The sequence below is a fragment of the Hydrogenophaga sp. genome, assembly GCF_018780075.1.
GTDB lineage: Bacteria > Pseudomonadota > Gammaproteobacteria > Burkholderiales > Burkholderiaceae_C > Hydrogenophaga.
The window spans coordinates 31009-54262 of the sequence record NZ_JADMKB010000044.1 but is presented as its reverse complement, the minus strand read 5'-3'; the positions used below and the strand labels follow the sequence as shown (position 1 = coordinate 54262).

18 protein-coding genes are annotated in these 23254 nt (G+C 59.9%); 17 read left to right on the top strand and 1 reads right to left on the bottom strand.

Translation table 11 applies throughout. The features are described 5' to 3' along the window. Nucleotides 1–2 precede the first annotated feature (2 nt). From IV088_RS10310 to IV088_RS10230, 17 genes are all read left to right on the top strand, one after another. Nucleotides 3–713 carry a hypothetical protein gene (locus tag IV088_RS10310; protein ID WP_291101479.1) on the top strand — a complete coding sequence of 237 codons (711 nt, stop codon included), beginning with the start codon at nucleotides 3–5 and terminating at the stop codon, nucleotides 711–713. Next, nucleotides 710–1105, top strand: coding sequence for a GtrA family protein (locus IV088_RS10305; protein ID WP_291101476.1), 396 nt, complete (start codon nucleotides 710–712; stop codon nucleotides 1103–1105). Before IV088_RS10310 ends, IV088_RS10305 begins: the two co-directional genes overlap by 4 nt. Nucleotides 1106–1114: 9 nt before the next feature. Continuing rightward, nucleotides 1115–1765, top strand: coding sequence for a class I SAM-dependent methyltransferase (locus IV088_RS10300; protein ID WP_291101473.1), 651 nt, complete (start codon nucleotides 1115–1117; stop codon nucleotides 1763–1765). A 16-nt stretch (nucleotides 1766–1781) separates the two neighbouring features. Then, nucleotides 1782–2723, top strand: a complete 942-nt coding sequence (locus tag IV088_RS10295; protein ID WP_291101471.1) for a glycosyltransferase family 2 protein — start codon at nucleotides 1782–1784, stop codon at nucleotides 2721–2723. Nucleotides 2724–2727: 4 nt separating this feature from the next. Beyond that, a complete protein-coding gene (locus tag IV088_RS10290) occupies nucleotides 2728–3393 on the top strand; it encodes a trans-aconitate 2-methyltransferase (RefSeq protein WP_291101468.1) in 666 nt (221 codons plus the stop codon). A gap of 10 nt (nucleotides 3394–3403) precedes the next feature. After that, nucleotides 3404–5020: a hypothetical protein gene (locus tag IV088_RS10285; RefSeq protein ID WP_291101465.1), complete on the top strand. Its 1617-nt coding sequence runs from the start codon at nucleotides 3404–3406 to the stop codon at nucleotides 5018–5020. Between the two features lie 24 nt (nucleotides 5021–5044). Continuing rightward, nucleotides 5045–6079, top strand: a complete 1035-nt coding sequence (gene gmd, locus IV088_RS10280; RefSeq protein ID WP_291101463.1) for a GDP-mannose 4,6-dehydratase — start codon at nucleotides 5045–5047, stop codon at nucleotides 6077–6079. Then, nucleotides 6076–6939, top strand: coding sequence for an NAD-dependent epimerase/dehydratase family protein (locus tag IV088_RS10275; RefSeq protein WP_291101460.1), 864 nt, complete (start codon nucleotides 6076–6078; stop codon nucleotides 6937–6939). Before gmd ends, IV088_RS10275 begins: the two co-directional genes overlap by 4 nt. A gap of 139 nt (nucleotides 6940–7078) precedes the next feature. Continuing rightward, complete coding sequence (locus IV088_RS10270) at nucleotides 7079–9172, top strand: glycosyltransferase family 4 protein (RefSeq protein ID WP_291101458.1); 2094 nt, start codon at nucleotides 7079–7081, stop codon at nucleotides 9170–9172. A gap of 9 nt (nucleotides 9173–9181) precedes the next feature. Continuing rightward, the gene (locus IV088_RS10265; RefSeq protein ID WP_291101455.1) at nucleotides 9182–11356 is read left to right on the top strand and encodes a glycosyltransferase; all 2175 of its coding nucleotides are present in this window, start codon (nucleotides 9182–9184) and stop codon (nucleotides 11354–11356) included. 33 nt (nucleotides 11357–11389) lie between these two features. Next, entirely contained in the window at nucleotides 11390–13093 is a 1704-nt protein-coding gene (locus IV088_RS10260; protein WP_291101452.1) for a glycosyltransferase family 39 protein, read from the top strand. 66 nt (nucleotides 13094–13159) lie between these two features. After that, nucleotides 13160–14104, top strand: coding sequence for a glycosyltransferase family 2 protein (locus IV088_RS10255; protein WP_291101448.1), 945 nt, complete (start codon nucleotides 13160–13162; stop codon nucleotides 14102–14104). Beyond that, nucleotides 14105–15052 (top strand): SDR family oxidoreductase, encoded by a 948-nt coding sequence (locus tag IV088_RS10250; RefSeq protein WP_291101446.1) that lies wholly within the window; start codon nucleotides 14105–14107, stop codon nucleotides 15050–15052. It begins immediately after the preceding gene. Then, nucleotides 15049–15609, top strand: a complete 561-nt coding sequence (locus IV088_RS10245) for a sugar transferase (RefSeq protein ID WP_291101529.1) — start codon at nucleotides 15049–15051, stop codon at nucleotides 15607–15609. Before IV088_RS10250 ends, IV088_RS10245 begins: the two co-directional genes overlap by 4 nt. A gap of 28 nt (nucleotides 15610–15637) precedes the next feature. Further along, entirely contained in the window at nucleotides 15638–17572 is a 1935-nt protein-coding gene (locus IV088_RS10240) for a nucleoside-diphosphate sugar epimerase/dehydratase (RefSeq protein ID WP_291101442.1), read from the top strand. Between the two features lie 100 nt (nucleotides 17573–17672). Continuing rightward, nucleotides 17673–18815, top strand: coding sequence for a hypothetical protein (locus IV088_RS10235; RefSeq protein WP_291101439.1), 1143 nt, complete (start codon nucleotides 17673–17675; stop codon nucleotides 18813–18815). 93 nt (nucleotides 18816–18908) lie between these two features. After that, on the top strand, nucleotides 18909–20876 hold the full coding sequence (locus IV088_RS10230) for an acyltransferase family protein (RefSeq protein WP_291101437.1): 1968 nt from the start codon (nucleotides 18909–18911) through the stop codon (nucleotides 20874–20876). A 131-nt stretch (nucleotides 20877–21007) separates the two neighbouring features. On the opposite strand, the gene IV088_RS10225 is transcribed toward IV088_RS10230, so the two are convergent. Further along, nucleotides 21008–22927 (bottom strand): DEAD/DEAH box helicase, encoded by a 1920-nt coding sequence (locus tag IV088_RS10225; RefSeq protein ID WP_291101435.1) that lies wholly within the window; start codon nucleotides 22925–22927, stop codon nucleotides 21008–21010. Between the last annotated feature and the right edge of the window lie 327 nt (nucleotides 22928–23254).

The window sequence follows — 23254 nt, the reverse complement described above, 5'->3', positions numbered from 1 at the left end:
CAATGAAAGACGGCATGATCATTGGGACAGGACTGCTCGCGTCGTCATTTGAGAAACATATAAATAAATTGCAGGGCATCTGTATTTTTGCCTCAGGCGTCTCCAATTCATCATGCACAGATGAAGCAGAATTTGCGCGGGAACTGAATTTATTGAAAGATACATTTGAGGGATTGAGCTTAAATGAGTCGTTCGCTTACTTCAGCACTTGCAGCGTTTACGACCCCACTCTAAAACACTCTGCATATATCAAACACAAGCAAAAAATTGAGCTTATGATTCTGCAGCGGAAAAACTCCCATATTTTCCGCTTGCCACAGCTCGCCGGCAATAGCAAAAACACCACCACGCTGCTAAACTTCCTCAGCAACAGCATTGAAAGCAGCTCTCCAATCAATATTTGGTCCAAGGCAGAACGCAACATCATTGATGTAGAAGATGCAACCCGAACGGTCATCCACTATATCAAGAACCATAAAAATAAAAACATTATCGCCAACGTTTGCAATCCATGCCCGACAAAGATTCTGGACATCGTCAGAATGCTGGAAAAAATAAAAGGTAAAAGCGCCCGCGTCAATTATATTGAGGGCGGTAGTTTTTACGATATCCCACTGGATCACACCAAAGAAATTTACAGGGAAATTGGTCTGACATTTAAAGATAGCTATCTCGAAGACACCCTAAGAAAATACTATTCAAAAAAACCATGATAGAAGCAAGCCAAACCGGCTCCGAAAAGGGATATCTGCTCCGCTATTTTGGTGCTGGCATGGTCAACGCCGCTACTGGCCTTGGCACCATCGCCCTATTGACGGCATTGAATGCAAACCCTGTCATTAGCAATATAATCGGATTTTCAATTGGGATGCTGTTCAGCTTTACGTTAGCAAAGTTTTTTGTTTTCAAGAAGCGCAACAATACCCAAATACAAATCAAACGGTATGCACTCTCTTTTGCACTCGCATACGGCCTAAATATCCTTGTGCTGCTACTCATAAAAGACCGCATGCACGATGCAATCGCACAGACCATATCGATAACAACATATGTTGTAGTGATGTATATTCTTATGCGGCATTACATTTTTAAAAAAAGCACCTAAGCACAGCGCATGCACACTAATCGTCATGAGTCTGAAATAAGGAATGGCATTCGTCATCTCCTTGCATTATCAAAATTCTATGATTCATTTCAACATGCGGTTGGCGCATATCAATGGCGTAGACGCGTAATTGAGAAGCATATTATTCCGCTGTGCTCGAAGGCCACACGGATACTGGACATCGGTTGCGGCACCGGAGAAATCCTGACATACCTTCCACCTCAAGTTCAATATTTTGGATTTGATCGAAATCAGGATTACATCAACTCCGCAAATAAGCGCTTCACAAACAGGGATGCCAAATTCATCTGCGAAGACGTAAACAAGAACTCCATCTCGAGACATGGTAGTTTCGAAATCGTATTGGCAATTGGCATACTCCATCATTTAGACGACGCCACTGCACAAGAACTGTTTGAAACTGCATACGATGCGCTAACTCCCGGTGGAATGCTTTTGACGCTAGATCCTGTATACACAAAAAATCAATCACTGGCAGCCAAATACATTGTAAGCAAAGACAGGGGGCAAGCTGTGCGAACAGATGACGCCTACTTCAAAATAGCAGAGAATCAATTCAAAGTTTCGCGGGTACTGATTGAAGAAAGCCCTTTAAGAATTCCTTACACAGGCATAGTGATGACCTGTGTCAAGCAATAACATCGCAAAATAGATCATGAAGTGCTCAATCGTCATACCCGTCTATAACAGCAAAGATATATTGCCAGAACTGTTGGAGCAATTGAACACCGAACTTGAAAGAATTGGTCTCAGAAATCAGTCAGAGCTGATCTTGGTCAATGACGCGAGTCCAGATGGCAGCTGGGAGGTACTGCAATCCCTGACCAACTTGCATGCCAACCTTAAAGCAGTAAACTTGGCGAAAAACTTTGGACAGCACAATGCGATTATGGCGGGACTTCGATTGGCCAGTGGCGATAATATCGTTTTAATGGATGACGATTTGCAGCACTCCCCAACGTACATCGGCAAGTTGATTGATACATTAAAGGAAGCTGACGTTTGTTTCGTTCGCTTTGAAAAACGACAACACCCAGGATGGAAGGTAGCTGGAAGCAATTTCAACAACCTGCTAGCAAGCCATTTGGTAGATAAGCCAAGAAAGCTGTACCTATCTTCGTTCAAAGCATTTCGAAAGCACATTCTTAATGCCATAGTACAATACGAGGGACCATATCCCTACATTGACGGATTAATTTTACGCAGTACCAATCGAATTGCAGTCATTGATGCAGTTCACCATGAACGTTTTGCCGGCGAAGGAAACTATAACTTCAAACGCTCTATCTCGCTACTCTTGAAAATGGCGACGGGATTTTCGGTCGCACCACTGCGCTTGGCCATCATGATGGGAGTTGGACTTGGCCTGCTGAGTTTATTAACATTGATTTATGTGGTCATGGAAAAACTGTCCAACCCATCAGTTCAACCAGGCTGGACCTCCATCGTAGCCATCATCCTAGCCGTTTCAGGCGTGCAAATACTATTTTTAGGACTAATTGGAGAATATATTGGCCGCCTTTACTTGAGCTCCAACAAGAAGCCTCAGTACGTCATTCGGGAAATTGCCGGATTTACAAAGTCGAGCGGGGACTAGCAACATGGATTTTGACAAGCATGCCAGATCTTACTCTGATGACCTAGAGAGGTCTATCCCCGTTGGATTTAAAACCATTGAGTATTTTTCGACTTACAAAGTCAAACTAGCCAGACGCATAGCCGACACCCCACCTGCACGGGTGTTAGATTTTGGATGCGGCATCGGACAATGCTCACTTCATCTAGCGAAAGAATTCCCACAATCGGAAATCATTGGATTTGACGTTTCAGAAGATTCATTGAATATCGCGCGGTCAAGCGTTCCCCAGGCGAAGTTCACGAATGATTGGAACGAGGCTCGCGTCAAGAAGTTTGATCTGATATTTACATCCAATGTATTTCATCACATTAATCCAGGTGAGCAGCTCCTATGGCTGGGCAGACTTAAGACAGCTTTGAATCCGGGCGGCACTGTTGTAATCTTTGAGCACAACCCAATTAACCCGCTAACTCGCATTGTCTTTAAACGCTGCATTTTTGACCAAGATGCCACAATGATTGGTCAAGCCAACTTCTTAGAACTGGCCAAGAAAGCTGGGTTTGGGAGTCGCTCTTCTAAATACACTCTCTTCTTCCCTGGCTCACTTAGATTTCTTGCTCCGCTTGAGAAATTTCTCGGATGGTTGCCGCTTGGTGCGCAGTATTATTTGGCTCTTCAGATCAAATAAATACATCACAATGACATTTCAATCATTTTTCAGCAAAAGATCTGAATTAGCGCTAAATGCCTTTGGTGCAGCATCCTTGTTGTTCTTGTGCGCCCTCCTGTTCAAGTATCTGGCATTCCAGTCGAGACAGAACTTCACTTCCGATGATGCCGTGCTTAACTTGCTCGCTCGCGAAGTATATCAGCATGGCAGACTGTTTCCAGAAAATTGGGTTACCGCCAATGGGGATTTAATGCTTCCCTCTGGAACACTCATCATTGCACCTCTGCTACACTTCTTCCCCAATAGCTTTGAATTGCATGCTGTCGTCAGCGTAATATTGACGGGGGTCTTTCTTTTTTCAGTTCACTGGACGCTGAAAACTCATTCCCATAATTCCTATTTTTTGCCAATGGCACTATTCGCCAGTGGCATTTCCTTTAAGTACACCCAGATGGTTCTCTTACAAACCACGTACTTTTGGTGGGTGTGTGCATTTTTTTTGACCATTGCTGTTTTTGCCAAAAATCGCTTTACACGTCCTCGCTCTAGAGAAATATTGCTTGCGGTGTTGATTTCTGCCGCAGTTAGCCTCAGCAATCCTAGCCGATCCATGCTCATGTATGCCTTGCCAGCTCTAGCTTTCTTGGCGGCATACCACTGGCGCATCCCTTTCACCGCCCCCACCCTTGCACCTGCGGCTTGGCGAATTGGAGCCGTATTGATCGGCTGGTTGATCGCATCTGCAATCTATTACAATTCTTTTAGGTTTGGTTTTTCAAAAACCGTAGATCATGCTTCCGCACTGCAGCTAGCAAACATCAAGCAAATTCATTCAAATTTTTCCATATTCTTAAATGGCTGGGTGGAATATTTAGGTCTTGATCCAGCTGCCTTTAGTGGAACAGCTTTGGCAGGTTTATATCTCGCCATATCTGGGAGCTTGGTTGTATTGTTTTCTGTGGCCGCCTTCATCTGGTGGATTGGAGAAGACAGCACGGAAGACACACAATTTGATTTCTATCGGGCAATGGGCATTGCGTTCATTGCCTCATTTATTCCTGTAATAGTTCTCTACGTGTTTTTCGTACCGCTGGCTGTGAACCCATGGACTACTAGGTACTTCACCACACCAGTATCGATTCTTTTTCTTGTTTCTTCCATTTGCATTGGAAATTGGTTTTCTAACAAACGTAGGCTTGACTTACTGCTCATTGCATTTTTATTGACTTGCATTTGCTGGATTTCATACATTCGCTATAAGGTCCAGGCTGCAGCATCGATCACAGAGACCAACACGATTCGAGTTGCACGTGAACTTATAAAGTTGAATACCAGCAAAGGTTATGCCACGTATTGGAACGCATCCTCGGTCACAATCCTTACATCAGAGGCCGTCAAAGTGCGCCCAATTGAAATAGCGTCCAATACGTTTCGTCCATATCCAGTGATGATCAGCCATGACTGGTATAGACAAGAAGCAGGTCCATCATTTCTTTTATTGACCGATGGAGAAGCAACTGCCTTCAGGGCATTCATTGAGGGGCAATTTGGGCGGGCTAAAAAAATCATTCCTTCCAACGGCTATCAGATTTGGATCTACGAACGTGACCTGGCAGAAAAGATGTCTAAACTTCAATCACATTAATCCATCAATCTTTATGCTGTCCATATGAAAACTGCCATCATCACCGGAATCACAGGCCAAGACGGTGCCTATCTGGCAGAACTGCTGCTGGGCAAGGGTTACACCGTCTACGGCACCTACCGCCGCACTAGCTCCGTCAATTTCTGGCGCATTGAAGAGTTGGGCATCCAGAACCACCCGAACCTGCACCTGGTCGAGTACGACCTGACCGACCTGGGTTCGAGCATCGCGCTGGTGCAGAAGGTCCAGCCGGACGAGATATACAACCTGGCCGCGCAGAGCTTTGTTGGCGTGAGCTTCGATCAGCCCAGCACCACAGCGCAGATCACCGGCATTGGAGCCCTGAACCTGCTCGAAGCGATCCGTCTGGTGAACCGCAAGATCCGCTTCTACCAGGCCAGCACCTCCGAGATGTTTGGCAAGGTGCAGGCGGTGCCGCAGGTCGAAGACACCCCGTTCTATCCCCGTAGCCCGTATGGTGTGGCTAAGCTCTACGCGCACTGGATGACGGTGAATTACCGCGAGAGCTACGACATCTTTGGCAGCAGCGGCATCCTCTTCAACCACGAGAGCCCGCTGCGTGGCCGCGAGTTCGTGACCCGCAAGATCACCGATGCCGTGGCCAAGATCCAGCTGGGCCAGCTCGACTGCCTGGAACTGGGCAACCTGGATGCAAAGCGGGACTGGGGTTTCGCCAAGGAGTACGTGGAGGGGATGTGGCTGATGCTGCAGGCCGATGAGCCCGACACTTTTGTGCTCGCGACCAACCGCACCGAAACGGTCCGGGATTTTGTCCGCATGGCGTTCAAGGGCGCCGGCATCGAGGTCGATTTCCGGGGCGCGGCCGAGGACGAAACCGCCATCGACACCGCCTCGGGCAAGACCGTGATGCGCATCAACCCCAAGTTCTACCGCCCGGCCGAGGTGGAGCTGTTGATCGGCAACCCAGCCAAGGCCAAGGCCAAACTGGGGTGGGCACCGTCCACGACCCTAGAGCAACTCTGCCAGATGATGGTCGAGGCCGATCTGCGTCGCAACCAGGGTGGGGGCTCATTTTGAGACTGCTGGTCACAGGTGCATCGGGCTTCACCGGGCGCCATTTGATTTCGTTGGCGCAGGCGGCCGGACACAGCGTCTCGGTCCTGGAGGCCAATCTCACCGATGTCAACGCCATCAGGTTGGCACTGTCGGCCTGTGGCCCTCTGGACGCCGTGCTTCACCTGGCGGGGATTGCGTTTGTCGGCCATGCCGACAATGCCGCGTTCTACGCGGTCAACACGGTGGGCACCACCAACCTGCTGCAGTGCCTGGTGTCCGAGACGGCCGCGGCCAGGCGGCCCAGGGTGCTGATCGCGAGCAGTGCCAACGTGTACGGCAACTGCGAGCGTTCGCCGATCTCCGAAGAGCAGGCGCCGGCACCGGTGAACCATTACGCCGCCAGCAAACTGGCCATGGAGCACATGGCGCTCACCCACGCCGACCGCCTGTCCGTTGTCATTGCCCGGCCCTTCAACTACACCGGGCCGGGTCAGTCACCCAGCTTCCTGATTCCCAAGCTGGTGGACCATTTCGCCCGCCGAGCGCCCCAAATCGAACTGGGAAACCTGCACGTGGAGCGGGAGTTCAACGATGTGCGCATGGTTTGTGAAGCCTATCTGGCCCTGTTGAACAAAGGGCAACCCGGCGAAACCTACAACATCTGCTCGGGACAAACCCACAGCTTGCAAGGTGTGATGGATCGGCTGGAACGACTGACTGGGCATCAGATGGCGGTCGCCGTCAATCCCGCGTTCGTTCGGGCCAGCGAGGTGCACCGCCTGTGTGGCAGCCCGGACAAGCTGTTGGGCTGCGTGGGGGAGCTCGCGCCGTACACGCTGGGCGACACCCTTCAGAGCATGCTCGACGCCGCTGCCGCGTAACGCTCACCAGCCCCGGGAGGCCGGGAAACCGCGAACTTATAATTGCGGGTTGCCCGGGACGGGCTGCCGGAGCGCCGGCTGGGGTCTTCGTCCACGGACTTGACCTGCCCCCGCCGGGCGCTCGAAGACAGGAACACTGGTGACATCACATACCGCTTGGTCTGCTCAGGCGCCCATTGGCCAGACCGACTGGCCCATGGGCGTGCCGGCGGGCATCCAGGTCGTGGTGGCGATTCGCCCGGAATTGAAGCACTTTGACCTCCTTCGCGTTCAGGACCGTGTCGGGCTTTATGCCCGGTGGGAAGGTCAATTGAATCTTGACTACCCTGAAATTGAGTGGCGCCTGAGTGAAGCCGACCGTGCTTTCCTCGCCAGCTACAGCGTTTCCCGCTTCCTGGAAGAACAAGGTACCGGTCTGTCCTTCCCGCTGAGGGGCAACTGGCCCACCGTACTCGACCTGATGCCCGGTTTCCGGGAACACAGCCGTGAAGCCGTCATCGGCCATGAGGCTTTCACCGTGGACCTGCCCCAGCCGCTGCGCCTGATCTGGGGCGACCGCCCCGATCTGCAAAGCTCACACGACATCGGCAGTGCGGAAGGCCGCATCGGTTTCCTGCGCTGGTGGTTCAACTTCGGTCACAAGGAGCACCTGCGTGTCGACTGGCGGCTGGCGCCTGAGCTGTTGGCCGTCGATGCGCACGGCGACGGCCCATGGCCCTGGTCCCATGTACTTTCGCTGATTGTCGAAGGGCGCAGCGACCTGGACCCGTCGCAGTTCGCCCCAGTGTCCGAGAGGAACTGGTTCAACGGTCTGCTGTGGTGGCACCGCAGCGGCTGCGCGGAATTCGCGGTGCCGGCGTGGTCGCTGATGAACCACACCGGCCTGCGCCGGCAGCTGCACCAGAGGGCCGCCGCATTCAACGCCCTGCAGGCGCCGGGCGGTGGTTGCGCCGTGCCCCTGCCCTACCCGGTCTACATGGTGTGGTCCACCCGCGGCGACCTGCAGCAGGCCTTTGACCTGCGTCAGAAGGCGGGCTGCGAGCAGTTGCTGGCCTGGTGGGCACAGTACGGCAACACCGAGTACGCTGGTGTGTCCCAGCTCTTCACCGACCCGTCTGCGGAGCCGCCTGGCATCAACATCGTCGGCTACGCCCGCAGCGTGATCGGCATCGCGGAAGACGTGCGCATGGCCGCGCGTTCGGCGCAACTCGCGGGCGTTCCACACGCCGTGATCGACGTGCCGATCCCAGGGCCCGACAAGCTGGACCACTCGCTCGAAGCGCTGATCGTCGAGCAGCCTCGCTGGCCGGTTTCGCTCTACTGCCTGCCCCCCATGGAAATCATCCGCCTGGGCATGGAGGGCGGGCGTCAGTTGCTGAACTCGGGCACCTACAACGTTGGAGCCTGGCACTGGGAGCTGCCCGTCTGGCCCGAGCACCTGATGGGCGTCATTGGCTCTGTGGACGAAATCTGGGTGTTCAGCGAATTCGTTCGCAACGTTTTTGCCGGGCGCACCGACAAGCCGGTGCGCAAAATGCCCCTGGCGGTGGAAGTGCCCGCACCGACCGGCGCCAACCGTGCGCAGTTCGGGTTGCCGGCCAACCGCTTCCACTTCCTCGTGATGTTTGACGGCAACTCCTGGCTGTCGCGCAAGAACCCGATCGCGGCCGTGCGTGCGTTCAAGGCAGCCTTTGGTGCCGAGCGCGGCGTCGGGCTGGTGATCAAGGCCATCAGCCTGGACCGCACGTCGGCCACCTGGCAGGCACTGGAGGCCGAGCTCAACGGCGATGACCGCGTGGTGGTGATCGACCGCACGATGGGCCGTGTCGAGCTGACCCAGCTCATGGCCTCGTGCGACGCCTATGTCTCGCTGCACCGCTCCGAGGGCTTCGGCCGCATCATTGCCGAGGCCATGCTGCTGGGCCTGCCCACGGTGACCACCAACTTCTCCGGCAACGTGGACTTCTGCACGCCACTGACCAGCTTCCTCGTCGACGGTCCCCTGGTGTCATTGACAGCGAACGACTACATCCTGCACGAAGGCCAGTACTGGTGTGACCCCGATGTGGCGCAAGCTCGCCAGCAGTTGCGCCGCGTGTTCGAGCACCGGGACGAAGCCATTGCGGTGGCCAAGGCCGCGCGCCAAAACATCCGGACACATTTCTCCATCGAAGCCGTGGCAACGGCGTACCGCAGCCGCCTGCGCGAGCTGCGCACAGCCGACCTGATCTGATCGCACAACATGCAAAGCACCGACACCGCCGCCCTCTTCACCCCCAGCGCTTTGCCCGCTGAAGACGAACTTGCGCAACTGGCCGAAGAGCTCAAAGACCGCGAACAGCAGCTCGTGGATTTGCTTCAGGACTACACCGATCGAAACCTGCAACTTGTGTCGGCACAGCACCAGGTGATGACGCTGACCCAACGGGTTCTGGCGCACGAAGAAGCGGCCAAGGCGCATACGGCCCACATCCATAACCTGTACCAGTCCACCAGCTGGCGCGTGACAGCGCCGCTCAGGCGAATCAGCGTGCTGGCGCAAGACGTCAAGTACTCGGTCCGCGTGTTTCGCGAAGCACTAGCGGCAGGCAAGGGCTTGCCGCTGGCCATCAGGCAGGCCATGCACGCAAACGCAGCTGAGGGGGCGGCGGCGCCCGCAGATGCAGCGGATCACGCCCCCAAGACGCTCGACCCCAGAGACTACAAGGAGTGGGTCCGGCGCTACGACACGCTGGACGGCGACGCGCTCAAGCGACTGAAAATGGACGCGGACGCCATGCGTGAGGGACCCCTGGTGTCGGTCATCATGCCCACCTACAACGCCAACTTCGACTGGCTCGACCAGGCGGTCCAGTCGGTCAAGAACCAGCTGTACCCGAACTGGGAGCTGTGCATTGCCGACGACGCATCGCCCGATCCCGAGGTGCGCCCCTTTCTGGAAAAGCTCGCAGCGAGCGACCCCCGCATCAAGCTCGTGTTCCGCGAGAAGAACGGCCACATCTCCGCCGCGACCAACAGCGCGCTGGCACTGGCCACCGGCGACTGGATCAGCTTCCTCGACCACGACGACGTGCTGCCCGCGCACGCCCTGCTGTACATGGTCAAGGCCATCGCCCAGCACCCGGACGCCCGCCTGCTGTACTCGGACGAAGACAAGATCGGCGACGACGGCAAACGCTACGACCCCTACTTCAAATGCGACTGGAACCTTGACCTGTTCTATTCGCACAACCTCGTCACGCACCTCGCCTTCTACCGGCGCGACCTGATGAACCAGGTGGGCGGCCTGCGGGAAGCCTATGCCGGAGCGCAGGACTACGACCTGGTGCTGCGTGTGATCGAGCACGTCACGCCCGCCCAGATCGTGCACGTGCCCTTCATCCTCTACCACTGGCGCGCCCACGCCGGCAGCACCGCCACGGCCGACCTCACGATCAAGCCCTACGCCATGCTGGCGGGCGAGCGAGCCCTCAACGACCACTTCAAGCGCACCGGGGTCAACGCGAGGGCTCAGTTTGTGGGCCATGGTTACCGGGTGCGTTACCGCCTGCCCAAACCGGCACCGAAGCTCAGCATCATCATTCCGACACGCAACAAGGCCGAGCTTGTTCGGATGTGCGTGGAAAGTATTCGGGAAAAGTCCACCTACAAAAACTACGAGATCCTGCTGATGGACAACGGATCGGACGATCCCGAAGCGATGGCTTACTTTGCCGAGCTGGCCATGACAGACAACTTCCGTGTCATCCGCGACGACTCACCCTTCAGTTATTCGGCCATCAACAATCTCGGGGCTTCGCAGGCGTCCGGGGATGTGCTGTGCTTCCTCAATAACGACATTGAGGTCATCGCACACGACTGGATGGAAGAGCTGGTGAGTCAAGCTTGCCGGCCAGGCATTGGCGCGGTCGGAGCCAAGCTGCTGTATCCCAACACCACCATCCAGCACGCGGGTGTTGTCCTGGGGATCGGCGGCTGGGCAGGCCACGCCCACAAAGGCTTTTCCTTGTATGCACATGGCTATGTTGGCAGGGCGACTCTGGCCAGCAACTTCAGTGCTGTCACTGGCGCTTGCATGGCCGTGCAGAAGAGCCACTTTGATCAGGTGGGCGGATTCGATGCCGTCAACCTCAAGGTCGCCTGCAACGATGTGGACCTTTGCCTGAAGCTCTTGGAACTCGGGCTCCGCAATCTCTTTACACCCCACGCCCTCCTGTTTCACCATGAATCGGCCACCCGTGGCTACGAGGACACCCCGGAGAAGAAAGCCCGCTACCAGAAGGAAGTGGACCACATGTGGAAGCGCTGGCCAGAACTCATGGCCCGTGACCCAGCGTACAGCCCCTACCTATCGCTGGACCACGAGGACTTCGGTCTCGCGTGGCCACCCCGCGTCCGGCATGCCGAGCCCGTCTGACGTGTGCCCACGCCACCACCGGACCGACCGAGCATGATCAAGCGCCTGCTTTCAGCCTGTGCTCAGGGCTACCGCACCTGGGCCCACATGCCGCTGGCGCTGTTCATGCTCGTGTTCATCGTCCTGCAGAGCGTGGTGATGGCCTACAACACGCCTTACAGCTACCCGCCGGACGAGGTGCCGCACCTGTCTTACATCCGGGACAGCATCCAGTCGCCCGCCGCCCTGCCCGATTTCAAGACCGGCAAGCTCATGGGCTTCGGACAGTCCCCCAACTACCTGGCGCATCCGCCGCTGTACTACAGCGCCCTGGGTGTGGTGGGCAAGGTGTTTGTCCTCAACCCCAAAGCAAACTACCTGGTGTTCCGCCTGTTCGGTGTGGGATTTGTGGGCCTGGGCCTGGTCTTCACGGTGCTGACCGCGCGCGAATTCAAGATGCAGCCCGGTGCGGTCGCGCTCACGCTGTTTGCCTGCGCGGGCATTCCCATGTTCGCCTACCTCGCGGGCAGTGTCACCAACGACACCCTGTTGTACACGGGCATGGCCATGGGGTTCTACGGTCTCGCGCGTGCCATGAACCCGGCTCGCCATGGGCGCCACACCGGGTCGTACACGGCCTTGTTGGTGGGTCTGGTGATCGTCTTTCTGACCAAAGCCACCGGGCTGGCCTTCATGGTGTTCTTCTTCGGCGCCCTGGCGGTGCTGAACCTGCGCCGTCTCCACCCCGTCATGCTGCTGCAGAGCACCTGGCGCCATGGCGCGGTGTTCGCGGCCGTTGTGGGCGGGTACTACGTCGCCATCCGGCTGACGCATGGCTCGTTTTTCCCCAAACCCTCTGATCTCTACGTGCTCGTGCCACCTAAGGCACCGCTGGATTTTCTGGGCTACAGCCAGGAATACGTCTACACCATGTGGCGGCGTTTGCCGGGCATCCTGTCGCACCTGAGCGTGGCGCCCATCGAAGAGCGGTGGTTGCCGGTTTTCTACACCATGGTCTGCCTGCCCCTGGTGGGCTGGCTGGTGGTGAGGTTCAGCACACCGTTGCTGACCGCGGACCGCACGGCGATCCGTTTTTTCGATGCGCTGGCACTGGCCACGCTGGCCACCCTGACCTTGCACCTGGTGTTCGGTTACCGGGCCTACCTGGGTAACGGCATGCTGTCCGGTTTGCAGCCCCGCTATTACGCATACCTGCTGCCGGTGATCTGGTTCCCGTTCTTCGTGTTGTGCCAACCGGGCTGGTTCAAGCAGACGGTGACCACCGTGTTTGCGGCCAGTGCGCTCGGGGTCTTCTGGGTCTCGTCGCCGGTCGTCCTGCTCAAGCAGCAACAGGCGCTGCAGGACCTGCCACAGAACCTCGCCTACACCGACCGCAGCAACCTCCAGACCCAGCCGCTGCAGATGCCCTTGCGCGAAACCGTGACCGGACGCCTCGAAACACTGACCCTCACGAACGGCGAGTTGCGAGCCAAAGGCTGGGTGTTCGATGCACAGCGCGGCGACAAGGTGCCTCGCCTCTGGATTCTCGCGAAGAATCAATTCATCGCCTCGACGCCGGTGCAGGTGAAGCGCGAGGACGTCGCCGCGGCCCTGGGGACCCCACAGGCCATGAACGCAGGCTTCGCTTTCACCGCCCGCCGCCTCCCCAGCTCGCTGGTCGCCTGCGACATCCGGCTGATGGCGGAGTTCCGGGACGGCAGTTTTGGCCAGTTCATGGCCGACGGGTGTGCCCCATGAACGTGCTCAACAGTCGCGGCTGCTGAAGCTCCCCCTACACAAGATCACCATCCAACGGAGTCCAGTTTGAAACTCATCATCCAGATCCCCTGCTACAACGAAGCAGCCACCCTGGGCATCGCCCTGGCCGCATTGCCACGCCAGGTGCCCGGATTCGACCAGGTGGAGTGGCTGATCATCGACGACGGCTGCACCGACAACACGGTCGAGGTGGCCCTGGCGCACGGCGTGGACCACGTGGTTCGCCACACCACCAACCAGGGTCTCGCACGCGGCTTCATGAACGGTCTGCAGGCCTGCCTTGAGCATGGCGCAGACGTGATCGTCAACACCGACGCCGACAACCAGTACAACGCCGACGACATCCCCGCGCTGACCCGGCCCATTCTGGACGGCAAGGCCGACATCGTGGTGGGCGCCCGCCCCATCGAGGCCATTGAACACTTCAGCCCCGTCAAGAAGCTGCTGCAGAAGCTCGGCAGCTGGGTGGTCCGGGTGGCCAGCAAGACCAACATCCCCGACGCCCCGAGCGGCTTTCGCGCGATGAGCCGCTCGGCCGCGCGCCGTTTGGCCGTGTTCAGCGACTACACCTACACCCTGGAGACCATCATCCAGGCGGGACAGAAAAACATGGCCATCACCTCGGTGCCGATCCGGGTCAATGGCGACCTGCGACCCTCGCGCCTGGTCAAGAGCATCTCTTCGTACATCCGCCGCAGCATCATCACCATCATCCGCGTGTTCGTGATCTACCGGCCGTTCCGGTTTTTTGCGTCCATCGGGTTGACCCTCTTTGCGCTGGGTTTTCTCATTGGCCTGCGCTTCCTCTACAAATGGCTGACCGAGGACTACGACGGTCATGTGCAGTCGCTGATCCTGGCCAGTTCGCTGCTCATCATGGGCTTCCACACCATCCTGATCGCGTTCGTCGCCGATCTGCTCTCGGCCAACCGCAAGCTGATGGAGGAAATCCGCTCGCTGACCCTCGAAAACCGGGACCAGAAGCGGTAAATGGCTGGAGTCATCGCCGTCACCGGCGCCAGCGGCTTCGTGGGTCGGGCCCTGTGCGCGAGCATGCGAACGCAAGGGCGCACCGTGGTGCCATTGGTGCGCACCGCCGACCAGACCCATCCGGCCGGCGCCCGCGCAATCGGTGACATCGGACCGGACACCGACTGGACCCACGCGCTGCGAGGTGTGGACTGCGTGGTGCATTGCGCGGCGCGGGTGCATGTGGTGCACGATGAACACCCGGATCCACTGGGCGCGTTTCGCCGGGTCAACGTCGATGGAACGCGGGCACTGGCCATGGCCGCGGCAGCCGCCGGCGTCAGGCGCCTGGTGTTCGTGAGCTCGCTGAAAGTGCATGGCGAGCAGACGCTTCCCGGTGCCCCATTTCACGCGAGGTCCACGCCCGCCCCTCAAGATGCGTATGGGCAATCCAAATGGGAAGCCGAGCAGGCCCTGTGGGCGGTGTCGGCGACCACGGGGCTGGAGATCGTGGTCGTGCGCCCCCCGCTGGTCTACGGCCCCGGCGCCAAAGCCAATTTCCTGCGGCTGATGCAGTGGGTGGCCAGAGGCCTTCCGCTGCCGCTCGGGGGCATTCACAACCGGCGGTCCCTGCTGGCCCTGGACAATCTCACCGACTTGCTCCAGATCTGCATCGACCACCCTGCTGCGGCCGGTCAAACCCTTCTCGCGTCCGACGACCACGACATGTCCACCCCCGAACTGATCCGGGGGTTGGCGACGGCCATGGGACGTCCTGCGAGACTGCTGCCGGTGCCGGTCTCTTGGCTGCGTCTGGCCGGCCGTCTGACCGGTCAGACCCCTCAAATCGAGCGGCTGACCGGGTCGCTGCAGGTCGACATCGGGCATACTCGGGAAGTTTTGAGCTGGACGCCCCCATGGACGGTGCAACAGGCTCTGAAGCTCGCGGTACAGGATCTCAGGGGATGAAGCGCGCTTTCGATCTCCTTCTTGTGGTCTGTGCCGGCTTGCTGCTGCTGTTGCCCATCGGGCTGATTGCCCTGCTCGTCCGCTGGACCTCCCCCGGGCCAGCGCTTTACTGGAGTGATCGGGTGGGTCGGAACAACCGCATTTTCAAGATGCCCAAATTTCGAAGCATGCGACTGGACACGCCCGCCGTGGCCACCCACCTGCTGTCGGAACCCGACCAATACCTGACGCCGGTGGGGCCGTTTTTGCGCCGGACGAGTCTGGACGAACTGCCGCAACTCTGGAGCATCTTCAGGGGCGACATGAGTCTGGTGGGCCCCCGCCCCGCGCTGTTCAATCAGCACGACCTGATCCAGCTGCGCACGGAGGCGGGTGTGGAACGGCTGGTGCCCGGCCTGACGGGCTGGGCCCAGATCAACGGACGCGACGAGTTGCCGATCCCGGACAAAGTCCGCCTGGATGCCGAGTACCTCCGGCGCCAATCCTTTGGGTTTGACCTGAAGATCATTGTCCTCACGGTGTGGCGGGTGCTGCGCCGCGATGGTGTCAACCATTGAATCACCGACAGAAATCGAAAAAGACCCCATGCTGAACCGATTTGCCCTGCCCATCCTGGCCATGCCAAGGCCCGCCAAGCGTGTGGTGGTGGTGTCCGTCGATGCCGCGCTGTGCGTGTTGACGGTCTGGCTGGCGTTCTACCTGCGGCTCGGTGAGTGGGTGAGGCTCGCGGGCGACAGCTACTGGCAACCACTGTGGGCGGTGGTGGTGTCGCTGGCGGTCGCCTTGCCCATCTTCGTGGTCAACGGCTTTTACCGCGCCATCTTCCGGTACTCGGGGCTGTCCGCCTTGATGACGGTGATGAAGGCCATTGCCGTGTACGCCCTGCTCTTCGCGTCGGTGTTCACGGCCTTTGGCGTCGATGGCGTGCCCCGCACCGTGGGCCTGATCCAGCCGATGCTGTTGTTGCTCACGGTGGGCGCATCGCGCATGCTGGCTCGCTTCTGGCTGGGCGGGTTGTACCGCAACCAGCTCAAGATGGTGGCACTGCCCCGCGTGCTGATCTACGGCGCGGGCAATGCGGGACGGCAGCTGGCGGGCGCCATGGCCAACAGCCACGAGATGCGGGTGGTCGGTTTTCTGGACGACGACGACCGCCTGCACGGCCACGTGCTCAACGGGCTGTCGATCTACAGCCCCGCCGATCTGCCGGGCCTGGTGAATTCGCTGCAGGTCAGCACGGTGTTGTTGGCCATTCCCTCGGTGAGCCGGCACCGCCGCAACGAGATGATCGCGCAGATGCTGCGCGCCCACGTGCAGGTGCGCACCCTGCCGGCCGTGAGCGAACTCGCTCAGGGCATGGTCAGCACCTCCGATTTGCGCGAACTGGACATCGACGATCTGCTGGGCCGTGAGCCGGTGAGCCCCAACCACATCCTGCTGGGCAAAAACATCTCCGACAAAGTGGTGCTGGTGACGGGCGCCGGTGGCTCCATCGGCAGCGAGCTGTGTCGCCAGATCCTGGCGGTGGCTCCCACCACGCTGGTGCTGGTGGAACAAAGCGAATTCGCGCTGTACGAAATCCACCAGGAACTGGCCGAAAGAACCGACAACGACCGCACGCTGCTGGTCCCTGTGCTCGCTTCGGTGCGCGACGCCCAGCGCCTGCGCGACATCATGTCCGACTGGAGGCCAGACACGGTCTATCACGCCGCAGCCTACAAGCACGTGCCACTGGTCGAACACAACCCGATCGAAGGCATCCGGAACAACACGCTCGGCACCCTGACCGCCGCCCGCATCGCCGCCGAAGAAGGCGTGACCGATTTCGTGCTGATCAGCACCGACAAGGCCGTGCGACCGACCAACATCATGGGGGCAAGCAAGCGGCTGGCCGAAATGGCGTTGCAGGCGCTCGCCGCCACGTCGCCCAAGACCCGTTTTTCCATGGTGCGGTTCGGCAATGTGCTGGGCTCCTCGGGTTCGGTGGTGCCCAAGTTCCGACGCCAGATCCGCGACGGGGGTCCCATCACGGTGACCCACCCGGACATGACCCGGTACTTCATGACCATCCCGGAAGCCGCTCAACTGGTCATCCAGGCGGGCGCCATGGCCAAGGGCGGCGACGTGTTTGTGCTGGACATGGGCGACCCGGTCAAGATCTTCGACCTCGCCACGCGCATGATCGAGCTCTCGGGTCTGTGTGTGCGCAGCGAGAACAACCCTGACGGTGACATCGAAATCGAGATCACCGGCTTGCGCCCCGGCGAGAAGCTGTTCGAAGAGCTGCTCATCGGCAACAACCCGCGGCCCACCTCGCACCCCCGCATCATGAAGGCCCATGAGGAGTTCCTCGCCTGGCCTGTGCTGCAGGACAAGCTGCAACAACTCGAAGCCCTGCTGGACCGGCGTGATGTCGAAGGCACCAAGGAGCTCCTGATCGAGCTGGTGGCGGGCTATTCACCCACCGATCAGGGCCTGGAAGCCGCCGGCCCCGACAGCCGTCTGCGCTACAGCGTGTAGCCATCCCCGCAGGTCCTGTTGGCGGGGCGTGATCGCTCCAGGCCATTCGCCGATCGCCACAGGCCCTTCCCCCTCCTTACCGATCAAAGGTCAGACAGACATGAACAGTTCGAACAAGCAACGCATTGGCCTGGTGGGCACCGGCTTCATCGCCAGCGGTTTCGCCCGCCTGGTGCACAACCACGCACCCGATCTCACCCTGAGCGCGGTGCTCACGCGCCGCCCTCTGGGACAACCGGACGGATTTCCATTCCCCGAACAACTCACGCACTCGGTCCAGGAACTGCTGGACAAGTCGGACCTCATCGTGGAATGCAGCGGCGACGTGCTGCACGCCACCAGCGTGATCGACGCCGCCCTGCGCGCCGGCAAGCCGGTGGTGACCATGAATTCGGAGTTTCACGTCACGACCGGCTCCTGGTTCACCGACAAGGGCTTGCTCACCGAAGCCGAGGGCGATCAGCCCGGCTCCATCGCCGCCTTGCGCGAAGAAGCCGTGATGATGGGCTTCAAGCCACTGGTCTACGGCAACATGAAGGGCTTTCTGAACCACCTTCCGAAGCCCGAAGAGATGGCCTACTGGGCGGGAAAGCAGGGCATCAGTGTCGAGCAAACGACTTCCTTCACCGACGGCACCAAGATCCAGATCGAGCAGGCACTGGTTGCCAACGGCTTTGGCGGCACCATCACCCGCCAGGGCATGGAAGGCCCCAAGGCGACCGATGTGACCAAGGCGGCCATCGAGCTCGCCCGCACGGCGACCGGGCTTGGGCAGGCCATTTCCGACTATGTGCTGTCCCCCGGCAACGCCGGTGTGTTCGTGGTCGGCACCCACGACCAATCGGAGTGGAAGGCGCTGAACTACCTCAAGCTGGGCGACGGCCCTTACTACGTGCTGGTCCGCCCGTTCCACCTGTGCCAGTACGAGATCATCAAGACGGTGCGCCGTGTGCTCCATGGCGGCGGTGTGCTGCTGAACAACTCCCGCCAGCCCACGGTGTCCATCGTCGGCATTGCCAAGACCGACCTGCCGGTGGGAACACGCATCAACCGTGCGATTGGTGGGTTTCAGGTGCGCGGCGAAGCGGCCCGCATCAGCGATGTGCGCGGACACGTGCCGATCGGCATGATCCAGGACGCCGTCATCACGCGCCCGGTCAGTGCTGGACAAACACTGACGTTCGATGACGTTGATTTGCCGGACACGCTGGCATTGCGCATCGCGCGCGAACTCTACGCCTGAGCCGGAACACCCACGGGGCACCGGGTGCCCAGTTCCGGTCTTTCGATCGCCTGACGCACCCCATCGGGCTGTCTGGCGTCCCTCTGTCCACCCATGTCCACCGATTCCACGCACTCCCACTACCGCCCCGACATCGACGGCCTGCGCGCGATCGCGGTGGTGTCGGTGGTGCTGCACCACGCGTTTCCCGAGCAGATCCAGGGCGGCTTCGTCGGCGTCGACATCTTCTTCGTCATCTCCGGCTACCTGATCAGCTCGATCATCCTGGCGGGCCTTCAGAAGCAGCGCTTCAGCTTCATCGACTTCTACGCGCGCCGCATCAAACGCATCTTCCCCGCCCTGCTCCTGGTGCTGACCACCGTCATCGTGATGGGCTGGTTCCAGCTGCTCCCGGTGGACTACAAGCAGGTCGGCAAACACATCTTGGCGGGCAGTGCGTTTGTCTCCAACTTCGCGTTCTGGAACGAAGCGGGCTACTTCGACGCCGCGTCGGCCAACAAGCCCCTGCTGCATCTCTGGTCGCTGGCGATCGAGGAGCAGTTCTACATGTTCTGGCCCCTGACGCTGTGGGCGGTCCACCGCTGGCGCCTGAACGCCATGCGCTGGATCGCCGTGTTGATGCTGGTCTCTTTCCTGATCAACCTCTACCTCGTGCGCGGGCAGATCACGGCCGCGTTCTACAACCCCGCATCGCGTTTCTGGGAACTGCTGGTCGGCGCCATGCTGGCGGCCATGCACGTGCACCGCGTCGGTCTGGGTGCCGTGTTCAAACGGGGGCTCTGGACCGATCGGCCGCCGTTGCCCGCGTCCACCCCAAACCGCAGCAACCTGCTGGCATGGACCGGCGCCGGTCTGCTGCTGCTGGTGCTGCTCACCATCACCCCGGAGCGGCGCTTTCCGGGCTGGTGGGCGTTGCTGCCCACCCTCGGATCGGTGTTCCTCATCGCGGCGGGTCCACACGCCTGGTTCAACCGCCACGTGCTGGCCAGCAAGCCGTTCGTGTGGATCGGGCTCATCAGCTACCCGCTCTACCTCTGGCACTGGCCTCTGCTGTCGTTTGCCCACATCGAAACCGGTGACCTGCCCCGCTGGGAACACCAGACGGGCTGGGTCTTGCTCGCGGTGGCCCTGGCCTGGTTGACCTACCAGCTGGTGGAAAAACCGATCCGGTTCGGTCGCCTGAACCGCAAGACCATGACGGCGTCACTGTGCGTCGCCATGACCCTGGCGGCAGCTTCGGGATACGCCACCTACCGCAACGATGGCTTTGACCACCGTTTCCCCGACATCGTGCGCAACATGATGTCCAAGGGCGGGCGCACGGCCATCATTGAAGGCTGGCGCGACAAGGACTGCATGCTGGACTACAAGCTGCCGCCGTCGAACTACAAGGCCTTCTGCATCGAAAAGAAGCGTCCGCTGGTGTTCATCTGGGGCGACTCCCACGCAGGCTCGCTGTACCCAGGTTTCAAAGCATTGCAGGAATCAGGCAAGTACACGTTCGGCCTGGGGGAGCGCACTGCCGCGATCTGCCCGTCGGTCCTGGGCATCGAACCGCGACCGCTGTGCAAGAGCCTCAACGACGACACGATCCAGGCGATCCGCGATGCCAGGCCCGACGTCGTGATCCTCTATTCGTGGTGGCACAACAAGCGCTACGACCTTCGCAACCTCGAAGCCACGGTGCAGGAGATCAAGAAGGCTGGCGTGCCCCGCATCATCATGCTGGGCGCCGTGCCGTACTGGAAAAAGCACCTGCCGCAGATCCTGCTGGAAGAATGGAAAAAGGGCCCAGTGCAGGCCCGCCCTCCGTTGCGTTTGCCCGAAGCGTTCCTGGACCCCGAAGTCAGAGCAGCGACCGCCCGGATGCGTACCCGCGCCCAGCAGATGGGCATCGAGTTCATTTCCGGCATGGACTTCTTCTGCAATGCGCAGGGCTGCCTCACCCGCATGACCGACGACGCGGTTCAACCGCTGTCCTACGACTACGGTCACCTCTCCACCGGTGCCATGGTCCACTACGTGGAACAGTTGGCCCCTCTGATCTTCAGACAGCCCTGACGCACCGCTCGCCGGGTTGATGCCAGCGAGAGAAGAGAGAAACAGCAGACATGAAAAAGCCGCTCCGAGGAGCGGCTTTTTTGCGGGTGGCGCAGGAGGCACCCAAGTGCCTCTGCGAAGCCCCTTTTCAATCAGCGCGGCTGGCGGCGAGCGACTGGACGGGCCGGGCCGCCTTCGGTGCGGCGCTGGGGGAACTCGCCACCGCGCAGGGCGGCACGCTCGGAGTTGCCACGGTCGCTGAAGCGGTCGCCACCACGGTCACCACCGTTGTCGCTGCGGCCAAAGCTGGAGAAACCCTGCGGCTTGGCACCAGGACGCGGTGCCTGCGGACGATCACCAAAACCACGGCCAGGACCGCCAGCAGGACGGGTATCACGCTCAAAGCGGTTGTCGGGGCGGCTGTCAAAACGCGCCTCGCTGCGGGGTGCAGGACGGCCTTCGAAGCGGCCGTCGCCACGCGGAGCGTCGCCCCGGTTGTCGAAACGGTTGCCTTCGAAGCGAGGGGCATCACCGCGACCTTCAAAGCGCGGCGCATCGCCACGGCCTTCAAAACGCGGGCCGCGCGGAGCGGGTGCGCCACGGCGGTCGGCAAAACGGTCGTTGCCACCACGGCCTTGCGGACGGCCGCCAGGGCCACCACGACCGAACGGCTCGGCCATCGGGGCGCGTTGGCGCGGCTCCAGGCCGGGCACGGTCTCCACCGCGATGCGCTGACGCGTGTAGGCCTCGATGTCACCGATCTTGCGGCGGTCGCGCAGCTCGGCAAAGGTCACGGCCAAGCCGTCGCGGCCGGCACGGCCGGTGCGGCCGATGCGGTGCGTGTAGTCCTCGGCCTTCATCGGCAGGCCGAAGTTGAAGACGTGGGTGATGGTGGGCACGTCGATGCCGCGGGCGGCGACGTCGGTGGCCACCAGGATCTGCACCTGGCCGGCGCGCAGCGCCATCAGGCGGCGGTTGCGGATGCCCTGGCTCAGCGCGCCGTGCAGCGCGACGGCCGAGAAGCCCTCTTGCTGCAGGTCGTTGGCGAGGCCGTCGCACTCGATCTGGGTGCTGGCGAACACGATGGCCTGGTTGATGCTGGTGTCGCGCAGCCAGTGGTCGAGCAGCTTGCGCTTGTGGTCGGCGTTGTCGGCCCAGAACAGCACCTGCTTGATGTTGGCGTGCTGCTCTTGCGGGCTGTCGATCTGCACCTTCTGCACGTGCTTGCCACTGTCGTGCATCACGCGCATGGCGAGCTGCTGGATGCGCGGCGCAAACGTGGCGCTGAACATCATGGTCTGGCGGCGCTGGCTGGTCATGTCGTTGACATCGGCCAGGTCGTCGGCAAAGCCGAGGTCGAGCATGCGGTCGGCTTCGTCGACCACGAGGAACTGCACCTGGTCGAGCTTGAGCTGCTGCGAGCGCTGCAGGTCGAGCAGGCGGCCGGGCGTGGCGACCACGAGGTCGGCGTTCTGCAGTTTGGCGATCTGCAACTGGTAGGGCATGCCGCCCACCACGTTGGCGATGCGCAGGCCGCGGCAATGGCGCACCAGGTCGATGGCGTCGTTGGCCACCTGCTGGGCGAGTTCGCGCGTCGGGCACAGGATCAGGGCGCCGGGGGTGGCGGCCTTGAAGTTGCGCGGGTTGGTCGGGTCCTTGCGCTTGGCGCGCTTGGGAGCGACTTCGCCGCGGGCCAGGGCGTCGGCAACGCTCTGTTCGAACTCGGCCTTTTCGTTGGCTTCGGCCTGGGCCTGCTGTTGCAGCAGGGTGTGCAGCACGGGCAGCAGGAAGGCAGCGGTCTTGCCGCTGCCGGTCTGGCTGGACACCATCAGGTCGGCAAAACGCTTTTCGCCTTCGCCGAGCATGGCTTTGGGCACCACGTTGTTCTGCACCTGGGTCGGGCTGGTGTAGCCGAGGTCCACACAGGCTTGCACCAGCTCGGGCGCCAGACCCAGCAGCGCGAAGCCGTTGGGAGCCGACGGCTCGACGATGGTGATGGATTCGTCCGCGACAGCGTCAACGGGCAGGGTGTCGGGCGTGAATTCGCCGCGGGCTTCAAAAGAGTCGCTCATGTTCGTCCTTGCGCTACAGCGCAATTGATCGAAGCAAAACGGTCAGGAAAAGCTGCGCCCAACGTGGGGCGTGCGCTCCTGGCGCTTGATCCGTTCGTGGTTACAAAACATCAACCATCAAACGGTCAACGCGCCGTGGGGCCTTCAAGAAACGAAGACACCCGGAACGATCGGCCTCATCCGTTGCACCGCAGTGAAACTGCGGTGGGCTGAAGCTCCTTGCAGGAGCACAGCGCAAATACCGGGAGGCCTGGTGTGTGAGGCAGATGCACAAATCAGCACAGTTTTCTGTGCAGCCTGCGATTATCGCAGGGTTTCAGGGAAAAC

Excerpts from the sequence above, each read along its gene's own strand:
- IV088_RS10310 (WP_291101479.1), top strand. The coding sequence starts at position 3 with ATGAAAGACGGCATGATCATTGGGACAGGACTGCTCGCGTCGTCATTT.
- IV088_RS10305 (WP_291101476.1), top strand. The coding sequence starts at position 710 with ATGATAGAAGCAAGCCAAACCGGCTCCGAAAAGGGATATCTGCTCCGC.
- IV088_RS10300 (WP_291101473.1), top strand. The coding sequence starts at position 1,115 with ATGCACACTAATCGTCATGAGTCTGAAATAAGGAATGGCATTCGTCAT.
- IV088_RS10295 (WP_291101471.1), top strand. The coding sequence starts at position 1,782 with ATGAAGTGCTCAATCGTCATACCCGTCTATAACAGCAAAGATATATTG.
- IV088_RS10290 (WP_291101468.1), top strand. The coding sequence starts at position 2,728 with ATGGATTTTGACAAGCATGCCAGATCTTACTCTGATGACCTAGAGAGG.
- IV088_RS10285 (WP_291101465.1), top strand. The coding sequence starts at position 3,404 with ATGACATTTCAATCATTTTTCAGCAAAAGATCTGAATTAGCGCTAAAT.
- gmd (WP_291101463.1), top strand. The coding sequence starts at position 5,045 with ATGAAAACTGCCATCATCACCGGAATCACAGGCCAAGACGGTGCCTAT.
- IV088_RS10265 (WP_291101455.1), top strand. The coding sequence starts at position 9,182 with ATGCAAAGCACCGACACCGCCGCCCTCTTCACCCCCAGCGCTTTGCCC.
- IV088_RS10260 (WP_291101452.1), top strand. The coding sequence starts at position 11,390 with ATGATCAAGCGCCTGCTTTCAGCCTGTGCTCAGGGCTACCGCACCTGG.
- IV088_RS10250 (WP_291101446.1), top strand. The coding sequence starts at position 14,105 with ATGGCTGGAGTCATCGCCGTCACCGGCGCCAGCGGCTTCGTGGGTCGG.
- IV088_RS10245 (WP_291101529.1), top strand. The coding sequence starts at position 15,049 with ATGAAGCGCGCTTTCGATCTCCTTCTTGTGGTCTGTGCCGGCTTGCTG.
- IV088_RS10240 (WP_291101442.1), top strand. The coding sequence starts at position 15,638 with ATGCTGAACCGATTTGCCCTGCCCATCCTGGCCATGCCAAGGCCCGCC.
- IV088_RS10235 (WP_291101439.1), top strand. The coding sequence starts at position 17,673 with ATGAACAGTTCGAACAAGCAACGCATTGGCCTGGTGGGCACCGGCTTC.
- IV088_RS10230 (WP_291101437.1), top strand. The coding sequence starts at position 18,909 with ATGTCCACCGATTCCACGCACTCCCACTACCGCCCCGACATCGACGGC.
- IV088_RS10225 (WP_291101435.1), bottom strand. The coding sequence starts at position 22,927 with ATGAGCGACTCTTTTGAAGCCCGCGGCGAATTCACGCCCGACACCCTG.